The sequence below is a fragment of the Bradyrhizobium sp. GW821-FHT13H05 genome, from assembly GCF_058804065.1.
Map to the genome: position 1 here is coordinate 94,881 of NZ_JBXAPO010000006.1, position 12,259 is coordinate 107,139.

10 protein-coding genes and 1 pseudogene are annotated in these 12,259 nt (G+C 65.1%); 6 read left to right on the top strand and 5 right to left on the bottom strand.

Going from position 1 to position 12,259, the window contains the following annotated elements:
• Window positions 1-53 precede the first annotated feature (53 nt).
• Window positions 54-1,106 (top strand): GTP 3',8-cyclase MoaA, encoded by a 1,053-nt coding sequence (moaA, locus tag AC1RR3_RS20010; RefSeq protein WP_492824825.1) that lies wholly within the window; start codon window positions 54-56, stop codon window positions 1,104-1,106.
• A gap of 94 nt (window positions 1,107-1,200) precedes the next feature.
• Here moaA and AC1RR3_RS20015 read toward each other — a convergent pair whose 3' ends face one another.
• The 3 genes and pseudogenes from AC1RR3_RS20015 to AC1RR3_RS20025 form a co-directional block, all read right to left on the bottom strand.
• A complete protein-coding gene (locus AC1RR3_RS20015) occupies window positions 1,201-1,902 on the bottom strand; it encodes an imm11 family protein (protein WP_492824826.1) in 702 nt (233 codons plus the stop codon).
• 210 nt (window positions 1,903-2,112) lie between these two features.
• Window positions 2,113-3,642: an aldehyde dehydrogenase family protein gene (locus tag AC1RR3_RS20020; RefSeq protein ID WP_492824827.1), complete on the bottom strand. Its 1,530-nt coding sequence runs from the start codon at window positions 3,640-3,642 to the stop codon at window positions 2,113-2,115.
• Between the two features lie 8 nt (window positions 3,643-3,650).
• Window positions 3,651-4,562 (bottom strand): annotated as a pseudogene (locus AC1RR3_RS20025) (NAD(P)-dependent oxidoreductase); the annotation flags it as partial.
• 68 nt (window positions 4,563-4,630) lie between these two features.
• Between AC1RR3_RS20025 and AC1RR3_RS20030 the strand changes: the two are divergent.
• The 4 genes from AC1RR3_RS20030 to AC1RR3_RS20045 all read left to right on the top strand — a co-directional run bounded on the left by AC1RR3_RS20030 (window position 4,631) and on the right by AC1RR3_RS20045 (window position 9,379).
• The gene (locus tag AC1RR3_RS20030; RefSeq protein WP_492824828.1) at window positions 4,631-5,575 is read left to right on the top strand and encodes a LysR family transcriptional regulator; all 945 of its coding nucleotides are present in this window, start codon (window positions 4,631-4,633) and stop codon (window positions 5,573-5,575) included.
• 268 nt (window positions 5,576-5,843) lie between these two features.
• On the top strand, window positions 5,844-6,383 hold the full coding sequence (locus AC1RR3_RS20035; protein ID WP_492824829.1) for a TRAP transporter small permease subunit: 540 nt from the start codon (window positions 5,844-5,846) through the stop codon (window positions 6,381-6,383).
• Window positions 6,380-7,981, top strand: a complete 1,602-nt coding sequence (locus tag AC1RR3_RS20040; protein WP_492824830.1) for a TRAP transporter large permease — start codon at window positions 6,380-6,382, stop codon at window positions 7,979-7,981. The genes AC1RR3_RS20035 and AC1RR3_RS20040 overlap by 4 nt, the downstream gene beginning before the upstream one ends.
• A 120-nt stretch (window positions 7,982-8,101) precedes the next feature.
• A complete protein-coding gene (locus AC1RR3_RS20045; protein ID WP_492824831.1) occupies window positions 8,102-9,379 on the top strand; it encodes a M20/M25/M40 family metallo-hydrolase in 1,278 nt (425 codons plus the stop codon).
• Window positions 9,380-9,393: 14 nt separating this feature from the next.
• Here the strand turns inward: AC1RR3_RS20045 and AC1RR3_RS20050 are convergent, their stop codons facing one another.
• Together AC1RR3_RS20050 and AC1RR3_RS20055 are read right to left on the bottom strand one after the other, a co-directional pair.
• Window positions 9,394-10,794, bottom strand: coding sequence for a sensor histidine kinase (locus AC1RR3_RS20050; protein WP_492824832.1), 1,401 nt, complete (start codon window positions 10,792-10,794; stop codon window positions 9,394-9,396).
• A 1-nt stretch (window position 10,795) separates the two neighbouring features.
• Window positions 10,796-11,470 (bottom strand): response regulator transcription factor, encoded by a 675-nt coding sequence (locus tag AC1RR3_RS20055; RefSeq protein ID WP_492824833.1) that lies wholly within the window; start codon window positions 11,468-11,470, stop codon window positions 10,796-10,798.
• Window positions 11,471-11,698: 228 nt separating this feature from the next.
• On the opposite strand from AC1RR3_RS20055, the gene AC1RR3_RS20060 reads away from it, so the two are divergent.
• Window positions 11,699-12,259, top strand: a complete 561-nt coding sequence (locus tag AC1RR3_RS20060) for a P-loop nucleotide/nucleoside kinase family protein (protein WP_492824834.1) — start codon at window positions 11,699-11,701, stop codon at window positions 12,257-12,259.

Consider the following 12,259-nt stretch of genomic DNA (forward strand, 5'->3'; position numbering starts at 1 on the left):
GCAAAGGTGCGCCCGTCGCCGTAAGTGACAAGGCATTTGGCAAGGCTGTTGGTATGAACGGATCTTCTGCGAGCTCTCTCGCAACCGCGAGCCCCCGCGCCGCGCTGTCGAGCGCGATGACCGATCCGTTCGGGCGGACCATCTCGTATTTGCGCGTGTCCGTCACCGACCGCTGCGACCTGCGCTGCTTCTACTGCATGTCGGAAGACATGACGTTCCTGCCCAAGGCGGACCTCCTGACGCTCGAGGAGCTGGATCGCCTCTGCACGGCCTTTATCGCCAAGGGCGTGAAGAAGCTGCGGCTCACCGGCGGCGAACCGCTGGTCCGCCGCAACGTGATGTCGCTGGTGCGCTCGCTGTCGCGACATCTGACGAACGGTGCGCTGAACGAGCTGACGCTGACCACCAATGGCACCCAGCTGGCAAAGCATGCGCAAGAGCTCGCCGATTGCGGCGTCCGCCGCATCAACGTCTCGCTCGACACGCTCGATCCCAAGAAGTTTCGCGAGATCACCCGCTGGGGCGAGATCGACAAGGTGCTGGAAGGCATTGAAGCGGCACGCGCCGCGGGCCTCGCCGTGAAGATCAACGCGGTCGCGCTGAAGAACCTCAACGAGGACGAGCTTCCCGAATTGATGCGCTGGGCCCACGGCAAGGGCATGGGCCTGACGCTGATCGAGGTCATGCCGATGGGCGAGATCGGCTCGGGCCGCATCGACCAATATCTGCCGCTCTCGCTGGTGCGCGCGCGCCTGTCCCAGCAATTCACGCTGACGGATCTCGCCGACAACACCGGCGGGCCGGCGCGCTATGTCAGCGTTGCCGAAACCGGCGGCAAGCTCGGCTTCATCACGCCGATGACTCACAATTTCTGCGAATCCTGCAACCGTGTCCGCATCACCTGCACCGGCACGCTGCACACCTGCCTCGGCCACGAGGACGCGTCCGATTTGCGCAAGCCGCTGCGCGCCTCCGATGACGACATGTTGCTTGCGGACGCGATCGACCGCGCCATCGGGCTCAAGCCCAAGGGCCACGATTTCATCATCGACCGCCGCCACAACCGGCCCAGCGTCTCCCGGCACATGAGCGTCACCGGCGGCTAAGGCATGCTCCGGCAGCGGCCGAAGAGCGGATGTTCTCTGAGATCGCGGACGGGCCCATAGGCGACATCGCTCGTCCCTTGTATAAAAAGGAGTCCTAGCGGTCCGCCTGCAACGGATGCAACTGGCCCGGAAAGGTCTTGTCAAGCTCGCGCCAAAGCGAGTCCTCGACCAACGCCTCGGTGTATTTGTACACCCGGTTTCCGTCACGCCACGGCGTTTCCAGCCAAATCAGCGGCTCGCCTGTCGCGCGGCGAGAAAGCCTCCACTCGTGGAAGTTATGAGCCGCGCCAACGATTATTGTCCCGTCCGCTTGTGGTCCGTACTCCTGCGTCGGGGTCTGGAGCCACAACATGCGTTGGGCACGGCCGAGAACGTTGATGAAATAGTATGCGCTCGCCAGATTTAGGCGCATGGTGATCCGTTGCCAGTGCTCGTTCATTACATGGTCTGGGGGACGGAATAGATTTCTAATCGAGTAGCAAATATCGATTATAGGATTGAGCAATCCCAGACGAGATTTGTTCATCTGAACAGGAATAAATTCGACCTCTCCCGGAGCCATCCGCTCAAGTAGCGCCCTTGCCCGTTCTGATACGACGAGGGTGCCTCGCGATACGTGAAACAAATCGGGCATCGCCGCCGATGCCCTCTCGATGGTGAGAGATTTTGGGAAGTACGATTCCGGGATAGGCAAGCTCTCGGATATATATTTGATCGCGTCCCTGTCCCTGCCTGGCCCATCGTCCAAGAGGAAAATCCAGCCGTTGAAATTGATCGGATCGAGCTTGTAGACCATGCGGCACTCCCTGGAACGGTCATCTAGCTCGATCCCGGAAATTTAGACAAGCGACGTCCGTTCTGGGTCATTTGCGGGCCTTCCCAGCCGGGAAGGTCACGCCGGCTATGCCCCCGAAAGCGGATAATCCGGGATTTATGAGTAAGCGCCCCAGCGCAAAGTGGGCAGCGATCTTCCGGAAAGATCGTCCTCAGACGACAACCGAAGACATTACTCCCGAATCCCCGGTGCATAGCCGAAGCCCACAGCCGGCTCGGCCGCGGTCTCGACCCAGACGCTTTTGACCTGGGTGTACTCGAAGAGCGTTTCGACTCCGCTCGAACGGCCGTAGCCGCTCATGCCGTAGCCGCCGAAGGGCGAGGCGACGCTGATCGTCTTGTAGGAATTGATCCAGAACGTCCCGGCCCTCACTTGCGCCGCGACCCGGTGCGCACGCGCGACGTCGCGGGTCCAGACCGCGCCGGCGAGACCGAAATCGCTGTCATTGGCGAGTGCGACCGCCTCCTCCTCGGAATCGAACGGGATCGCAGCGACGACAGGCCCAAAGATCTCGTCGCGAGCAACCGCCATGCTGTTGCTGACGTCACGCAGCACGGTCGGCGCGACGAAGAAACCGCCCGTCCCGGTGCTGCTATCGCTGCCGGTCGCAAGCGTTGCCCCTTCCGCGAGGCCCTGCTTCACCATGGCGAGCACGCGGGCATGCTGCCGGGCATTGTTGATCGGCCCGACCTCGGTCTCCGCCGCATCGGGTGCGCCGACCTTCAGCTTCGCGGCACCGTCGGCGACCATCCTGACGAAACGGTCGTAGACGGAGCGCTCGACCAGCAGCCGGGAGCCTGCGACGCAGCTCTGGCCGGCACCGGCGAAGATCGCCGACTGGGCGCCGATCGCCGCACGGGCGAGATCGGCATCGGCGAACACGATATTGGCGGACTTGCCGCCAAGCTCGAGCACGCAGGGCAACAGCCGCTTGGCGGCGGCTTCCGCGATCAGCCTGCCCGTCGGCACTGACCCCACGAACACCACTTTCTTCACTGCGGGCTGGCCGAGCGCGGCCTGTCCCGTGGTGTGGCCGTAGCCTGCGAGCACGTTGACGAGACCGACCGGCAATCCCGCTTGTTCTGCGAGCAGCGCCACCGCCATCGAGGTCAGCGGCGTCAGCTCCGACGGCTTCAGCAGGACGCCGTTGCCCATCGCGATAGCGGGCGCGACCTGCCAGCCGCAGGTGAAGATTGGCGCATTCCAGGGCGTGATCTGGAGCACGATGCCGACAGCTTCGCGCCGCGTGTAGTTGAGATGGCTCGACGGCACCGGGATGACGTCGCCGTGGAATTTGTCGGCCCAACCCGCGTAGTACTCGAACATCTCGGCGACCTTGGCGACCTCGACGCGGGTGTCGCGGATCGGCTTGCCGGCCGAGAGCGACTCGAGTCGCGCCAGCTCCTCCGCCTTGCCCTGAATGGCCCGCGCGATCGCCTGCATGACGCGGCCGCGCGCAGCACCCGTAAGCCGCGACCAGCCGGCTTGCGCGGTGACGGCCGCCGCAGCCGCCTCGGCAACGACGGCCTCGCCGGCATCAGGATAGGCGTAGAGCGGCGCGCCGGTTGCGGGGTCGTCGATCGTGATGAGCTCGCCGCTGCCCAGCGCAATACGGCCCGCCACGTGCGAGCCGATCGCCGCGCAATCCGGCCAGAACGGAGCGAGCGCATCGCGCAGCCGTGTCTCGATGAAGGGGGTCATGGTGTCGCTCACATCCTGCCGAGCTGAGTCTCGACGATCCTGTTGAAATCTTCGCCGTCGCCGATCGCGCCGGCGCTCTCCGACCAGATCCGCGCGGCTTCGCCGCCGATCGGCAGATCAAGCCCGAGCCCGGCGATGAGCTGCGTGGCGAGGCGCAAATCCTTGCGCATCAGGGCCATCGTGAAGCCGGAATCGAAAGCGCCGTTCAGCACCCAATTCGGTAGATTGACCTGCGTGACGCCGGACCGGCCCGAGCCGGCATTGAGGCCTTCGAGCAGCCGGGCCGGATCGACCTCGGCCGCGCGCGCAATGCGCATTGCCTCGGCGGCGGTGAGCAGATGCGCCGCGCATAGCAGATTGTTGATGAGCTTGCAGACATGCCCGGCGCCGACCGATCCGACATGGACGCGCTTCGCGCTCATGTCGCTGAGGACCGGTTCGACCGCGGCCACATCGGCGTCCGCGCCGCCGATCACCATGGTCATGGTCGCGGTGATGGCGCCCTTCGGACCGCCGCTGACCGGCGCGTCGATCATCGCCATGCCGTGCGCAGCAAGCGCCGCGGCAAGGCGGCGGGTCGTATCAGGATTGGATGTCGAGGTGTCGACGACGCGCAGGCCCGGCCTTGCATGGGCGATGATGCCGCCGCCGCCAGCGACGACGGCGTCGACAATCTCCGCGGTCGGCAACGACAGGATGAGCAGATCGGCGCGGGCGCAGAGCGGTGCGACGCCGTCGAACACCGCGATGCCCTCCGATGCGAGCGCGCTGCGGGCCTTTTCCGAGGCGTCGGTCCCAAGCACCTCATGCCCGGCCCGCATCAGCGAGAGCGCCATGCCGCGCCCCATATTCCCGAGCCCCACGACGCCGACCACCGCCATAACCCTGTTCTCCGTCCTGATATCGCCGGAAAACCATACGGAGCCGGGCCGGGCCCGGGCATCAGCAGCGCGGTTGCCTAATGTTGCCTCATGGGCAACACTTGGGCATGATCAATGCACTCGACGAGAACCGGCTTCGTTATCTGTTCGAGGCCGCGCGCTACGGCGCCGTCCGCGCCGCGGCCGACGCGCTCGGGGTCAACCCGTCTGTGGTCTCCCGGCAGATCGCTCTTCTGGAGCGCGAGCTCGACGCCGCCCTGCTCGACCGGCACAGCCGCGGGGTGCGGCCGACCGAGGCTGGTGCGCTCCTGATTGAGCATTATCGCCGCCATACGGTGGACCGCGACGACACGCTGGCCCGCTTGCGGGAGCTCCAGGGGCTGCATCGCGGTCACATCGACCTCGTGCTCGGCGAAGGCTTCGTCGCCGATCTCATGGGCGGCGCGCTCGACGAGTTCTGGCGCCGGCATCCGCAGCTGACCATTGCGCTGGAGCTCGCGGGCACCAGCGAGGTCATTCGCGCCATTGCCGACGACCGCTGCCACATCGGGCTCGTCTATCATCCGCCGCAGGATCCGCGAATCCGCTCCTGCGCCGCCATCCGGCAGCCGATTTGCCTGATTGCCCGCCCCGACCATCCGCTTGCGAAGCTCCGCCGCCCGGTCAGGCTGCGCGAAATCGCCAGGCACCCGCTCGGAATCATGCATGCGGGTTACGGCACGCGCCGGTTGCTGACGATGGCCGAGACATCCGAGAAGATCGGTCTGTCGCCCAAGCTGACCACGACCTCGATCAGCATCCTCAGGCATTTCGTCCGCTCCGACCTCGGCGTGACCTTGCTCCCGGCTTTCTCGGTGGCGGCCGACCTCGAGGACGGATCGCTGGTCGCAATTCCCGTCGACAATGTGCTGCTGGCATCGGCAGAGGCTCACATCATCACCCGATTGGGCCGCGAACTGCCGAACGCGGCGAGCCAGCTGCTCAGGTTCTTGATCGGCCGGATGAAGGCCTTCCAGGCCGGGCGCCGCGACCTCAAGCTTTTGCGATCTTAAGCTTTTGACTCGGCGTCAATTTGTCCATTTTCCGATTGACGGCAGGTGAAGCCGCTGGTTTGGTGCACCCGCCTTTGCTTGCCCGGCAGCAATAAGCCGGCCCGCCCCTTTGGCGGTCGCGGTCAAGACGGCAAGGCACGAGGGGAGGACTGACGCCGCAATCGCTCCGGACTACGAGCCGTGCGGTCGCGTGCTTTTTGCACGCGGGCCGAGCGATGCGTGCTGATGCCTCTCATGAAGTGTTAGGCCGCGACGGAGATGAAGTAAGATGCGTCCATTGCTGGCGGTGAGCAACGCCATCGACCTCCTCAACGAAAAGATCGGGTACATCTGTAACCTGCTCGTGCTGCTGGCCTGCCTGGTCAGCGCAGCCAATGCCATGATCCGCTACGCCTTCAGCAACTCCTCCAACGGCTGGCTGGAGCTGCAATGGTACATGTTCGCGATCCTGGTGATGTTCGGCGCATCCTACACCTTCAAGCGCAACGAGCATGTCCGGGTCGAGATCTTCTATTTGACGCTCTCGGAGCGCGGCCAGCTCTGGCTCGACATGATCGGCACGCTCTGCTTCCTGATCCCCTCCTGCCTGCTGCTCGCCTATCTGTCGTGGCCGTTCTTCATGCAGGCCTATAGCGTCGGCGAGATGTCCGGCAATGCTGGCGGCCTGATCCGCTGGCCGATCAAGTTCGTGATCCCCGCCGGCTTCGTCCTGCTGGCGCTGCAGGGTGTTTCCGAAGTCATCAAGCGTATCGCGGCTCTCAAGGGCTATGTCACGATTGACGCCAAGTACGAGAGGCCGACCCAATGATTACGCTGGAAATGATGCCGCCGCTGATGTTCGGCGGCCTGGTTCTGGCGATGCTGATCGGCTTCCCCGTCGCGTTCACGCTCGCGGCGGTCGGCCTCTCCTTCGGCTTCCTTGCCATCCATCTCGGATTCTTCGACCTCAACTTCCTCCAGGCGATTCCCGGCCGCGTGTTCGGCAGCGTGCTTTCCAACGAGCTCCTGCTCGCGATCCCGTTCTTCACCTTCATGGGCGCGATATTGGAGAGATGCGGGCTCGCCGAGGACATGCTGGATTCGATGGGCCAGCTGTTCGGCCCGATCCGCGGCGGCCTCGGCTATTCCGTGATCATCGTCGGCTTCATCCTCGGCGCCATCACCGGCACGGTGGCGGCGCAGGTCATCGCCATGGCGCTGATCTCGATGCCGGTGATGATCCGCTACGGCTACAACATGCGCTACATCACCGGCGTGCTGGCGGCCTCCGGCACCATCACGCAGCTGGTGCCGCCCTCGCTGGTGCTGATCGTGCTCGCCGACCAGCTCGGCAAGTCGGTCGGCGACATGTATCTCGGCGCCTGGGGCCCCTCGGTGTTCCAGATCATGCTGTTCGCCGGCTACACCTTCATCCTCGGCCTGATCAAGCCGGGCCACGTGCCGCCGGTGCCGCTGGAAGCGCGCACGCTGACCGGCTGGGCGCTGTGGAAGAAGTGCCTGATGGGCATCATCCCCTCGGCCGTGCTGATCTTCGTCGTGCTCGGCACCATGATGATGGGTCTTGCGACCCCGACCGAAGCCGGCGCCATGGGCGCGGTCGGCGCCATCGTGCTCGCCGCGATCCATCACAAGGACTTCACCTCGAAGGACCGCACGGTGCTGATCGTCGGCGTGATCGCGGCCGGCATCGGCACCATCGTCGCGATGCTGTTCACCGAGAACCTGGTGTTCAGGCTTTCGTTCGCAGTGTGCTATATCGCCGTCGCGTGGATCTGCATCCAGGCCGCCCGCATCCCCGAGCTGCGCGACCTGATCAAGCAGGGCTACGAATCCACCATGCGCCTCACCTGCATGGTCACCTTCATCCTGATCGGATCGACCTGCTTCTCGGTGGTGTTCCTCGGCGTCTCCGGCGGCGTCTGGCTCGAGCATCTCCTGACCTCGCTGCCCGGCGGCGTCTGGGGCTTCCTGATCTTCATCAACCTCTTCATCTTCTTCCTGGCGTTCTTCCTCGACTTCTTCGAGATCGCCTTCATCATCCTGCCGATGATCGCGCCGATCGCGCAGAAGGTCCTCGCCCCCGTGGTCGGACCGGACGCGGCGCTGATCTGGTTCGGCGTGATGCTGTGCGTGAACATGCAGACCTCGTTCCTGCATCCGCCGTTCGGCTTCGCGCTGTTCTATCTGCGCGGCGTCGCGCCGAAGGAAGTGAAGAGCTCCGACATCTATTGGGGCGCGATTCCCTGGATCGGTCTCCAGATGATCATGGTGCTGCTCGTCATCATCTTCCCGGTCACGGTGACGGGCCTGCTCGACAAGCCGCTCAACGTCGACCTCGACAAGGTCAAGATCGAGGTGCCGCAGATCGACCTGCCGCCGCTGGATCTCGGACCACCGTCGAAATAGCGGCCATCGCACTCGCCGTCATGTTCCGCCTCGGCGCCACATGACGCATGCGACGGCCACGTGACAAGCGCCGGAAACATGGGCATACCGGGCCATCCTCCAACTGATGGACCGCCGCGTATGCCCCGATTGCACTTTGCTCCGTCGCTCGTCGCCTCGCTCTGGCTGGCATGTGCCGCAACGATGGCGCATGCCGAACCGATGGCCGATGTCCACGCGCTGGCGCAAAAGGAGCAGCAGCCGCTGCTCGATACGCTGCGCGATCTCGTCAGCATCGAATCCGGCAGCAAGGACATCGACGGTCTGAACCAGATCGCCGAGCGCGTTGCGGGCCAGCTCAAGCAGCTCGGCGGCACAGTGGAAATCCTGCAAACCACCGACGTCTATCGCCTCGACGACACGCCCGAGAAGATCGGCCCGGCCGTGCACGCCGTGTTCAAGGGCACCGGAGCTAAGAAGATCATGCTGATCGCCCACATGGACACGGTGTACCTGAAGGGCATGCTGAAGGACCAGCCGTTCCGGATCGACGGCGACAAGGCCTACGGCCTCGGCATTGCCGACGACAAGCAGGGCGTCGCGCTCATTCTCCATACCGTGGCGCTGCTGCAGAAGCTGAATTTCAAGGACTACGGCACGCTGACGGTGCTCACCAACAGCGACGAGGAGATCTCCTCGCCCGGCTGGCGCAGCACCATCACGAAGTTCGCGGGCGATCAGGACGTGGTGTTCTCGTTCGAAGGCGGCGGCAGTGACGGCACGTTGCGGCTTGCCACCTCCGGCATCGGCTCGGCCTATCTCACGGTACAGGGCAAGTCGTCGCATGCGGGCGCGCGGCCCGAGGGCGGCATCAACGCGCTGTACGAGCTCTCGCACCAGCTGCTCCAGATGAAGGACCTGTCCAAGCCCGAACAGGGCCTGAAGCTGAACTGGACCGTCTCCAAGGCCGGCACCAACCGCAACGTCATCCCGGCCGAGGCCACAGCCCAGGCCGACGCGCGTGCGCTCAAGGTGTCGGATTTCGACGAATTGCAGAAGGCGTTGCAGGACAAGATCAAGAATCGCCTGCTGCCCGACTCCAAGGTCGATTTGAAATTCGAGGTGCGGCGCCCGCCGCTGGAAACCAACGACGCCTCGCGCCGCGTGGCCGCCTACGGCAAGACGATTTATCAGGAGATCGGCATGTCGCTCCGGGTCGACGAGAAGGCGACCGGCGGCGGCACCGACGCCGCCTTCGCCGCGCTGAAGACCAAGGGCGCCGTGGTCGAAGGCATGGGCCTGTCGGGCTTCGGCGCACACTCCAACGATGCCGAATATGTGCAGCTCGGCAGCATCGTGCCGCGGCTTTATCTGGCCACGCGCATGATCATGGATCTCTCCACCGGCAAGCTGAAATAGCGCGCGCCTGGCGGTCAACCCTGACCAAGGGAGCGAGCGTCAGCGGCTCCCTCCGCCAGCCTGAACCGCAACGTAAACTCTGCGCCGCCGCCCGCGAGGTTCTCCACCGCCACCGTCGCGGCGTGATCGTCCGCCACCCCGCGCACGATCGAGAGCCCGAGGCCCGCGCCGTCGCTGCGCTGGCGGTCGCGGCGCCAGAAGCGCTGGAAGATCAGGTCGCGCTCGGCTTCCGTGATGCCCGGGCCGCAATCGCGCACGCGCACCACTCCGTCCTCGCTCACCTCGACGTCGACCGAGGTGTCCTTTGCGGTGAACTTGATGGCGTTTTCGGCGAGGTTGAAGATCGCGCGCTGCAGCATCTCCGAATTGCCGTGGATCAGCACCGGCGCGTCAGCGCCCTTCAGCGCGATGTCCTTGTGCTGGGCGAGCGCGAACGGCGCGATCGAGCCGACCACTTCGGTGCAGACGGCGCGCAGATCGGCGGTCTCGCCGGGATCGAGCACCAGCGTGTCGAGCTCGGCGATCTCCAGCAGCTGGGCGACGATGCGGCTCATGCCCTCGATATCGGCATGCAGCGCCTCTCTCGCCGCGCCGTCGCCGAGCGTCTCGATCCGCGTGCGCAGGATGGCGAGCGGCGTGCGCAATTGGTGCGCGGCGTCCGCCGTGAACTGCCGCTGCACCCGAAAGCCATCCTCGAGGCGGTCGAGCGCCTGGTTGACCGCGGTGACGAGCGGCATGATCTCGCGCGGAATCTGCTCGGTCGGCAGGCGGATGTCGGTGCGCGCCGGGCCGATATTGCTGGCTTCCTCCGAGGCCTTCCACAGCGGCGCGATCGCGCGGCGGAAGATGACGATGTCGATGCCGAGCAGGATCAGCAGGATCGGGATGGTGATCCATCCCACCCGCCGGAAGAAATTCGAGACGATGTCGTCGATGATGACGTCGCGATGCGAAAGGTCCTCGGCGACGCGGATGCGCACCGTCCTGCCCTCGATCACGCGGCTGACGCCGGCGCCGGAAATCGTCTCGGACAAGCGCGCCGGCGCGGTATCGCCGGTCTTTCGCCGCGACGAGAACAGCACGCGCCCATCGGCATCGCGAATGTCGTACTGGTAGCGGCCATAGGCTTCCGAATAGAGGCCGCGCAAGCTGTCCGGCAGATTGAACGTCAAGGTGCCGTCGACCTGCGGCACGATGCGCTCGGCCAGCACCTCGGCCTGGGCGCGCATGGCGTCGCGATGCAGCTGGTCGATCTCGGAATTGAGCAGCCAGAACAGCACCAGCGGCAGGAAGATCGCGACCACCGCGACCGCCACGATGTGCATGAACACGATGCGCCAGATCAGCGATTTGAACGTCGGCGATCTCGCCGATATCCCGGCGCGAAATCCGGCATGGGACCCGATCTGGGTCACGCTATTTCTCCTCGGCCATGAGATAGCCGACGCCGCGGATGGTGTGGATCACGACCCTGGCACCGTGCTCGGTGAGCTGCTTGCGCAGACGCGAGACGTAGACCTCGACGGCGTTGGAGGCGACCTCGCCTTCGAGACCGAAAATGTGATCCTCGACATTCTTCTTCGGCACCACCCGCCCCTGCCGGCGCAGCAGGATCTCCAGCACCGACGTCTCGCGCGCGGAAATGATCCGCGGCTGGTCGTCGACGAAGATCTGGCGGCTCTCGGTGTCGTAGACGAGGTTGGCGAGGCTCAGCGAGCGGCCGAGCAGCTGGCCCGGCCGGCGCAGGATCGCCTCCAGCCGCGCCACCAGTTCCTCCATTGCGAACGGTTTTGCGAGATAGTCGTCGGCGCCGCTGCGCAGGCCGTTGACGCGGTCCTGCAGGCCGCCCCGCGCGGTCAGCACCAGCACCGGCAGCGGTTCCATCTGGCGGCGCAGCTCGCGCAGCACCGAGAGGCCGTCGCCGTCGGGCAGGCCGAGATCGAGGATCATCGCGGCATAGCTGACGCTGCTGACCGCCTCGCGCGCCTCGGCCGCGCTGCCCACGATGTCGCTCTCATAGCCGGCCGCCGACAGCCCGCCGGCCACGAGCCGCGACAGCTCGGCATTGTCCTCGACGATCAGAAGGCGCATCGCATGTCCGCAAGGCTGTCAAAGCTTCACACGGCTCGCGCCGTATCTTCGTTCTCTTCCACCATTCGGGGCGTCCCGGCCAGCGAAAAAACGCCTGGCGGGCGACCGCCCTGCGCCGTCAGCCTGGTGTAAGCCAAGCCGCGCATGACGGCTGCCGGCAGCTCCGCAAGGGCCTGACCGGACGTCACCGCGTCCGCCCCGTTGCGGACTTCGGAGCCCTGCCCCATCATGGGCATCATGACTCCATCATCGGTCCTCATTGTGTTCGGCGGCCTTCCCGGAACCGGCAAGACGACGATATCTCGCGAACTGACCGCTCGGCTCGCAGCGACATATCTTCGTATCGACTCGATCGAGCAGGCATTGCGGGAAGCGGGCGTTGAGGTCGGCGCGAAGGGCTACGCAATAGCCAACGCGCTGGCTGCCGAAAATCTCAAGCTCGGGCGCATCGTCGTCACGGACTGCGTCAATCCGGTGCTGGCCAGCCGCGCCGGATGGCGCCAGACCGCCTTGCAGGCCTCGGCGCGTATCGTCGAAATCGAAATGGTTTGCAGCGATCCGGCACAGCACCGGCAACGCGTGGAAAGCCGCTCGCCTGACATCGGCGGCTTCAAACTCCCCACCTGGGCCGACGTCGTGAACAGGGCCTATGAGCCATGGGATCGAGAACACCTGGTGCTCGATACGGCTGACAATTCACGCGATGATCTGCTGGCGCGAGCAGAGGCCTATGTTCACGACAGGATTGGCGGTCTGACCGCCGATCGTTCTTGGCCGCGGCGCGACTGA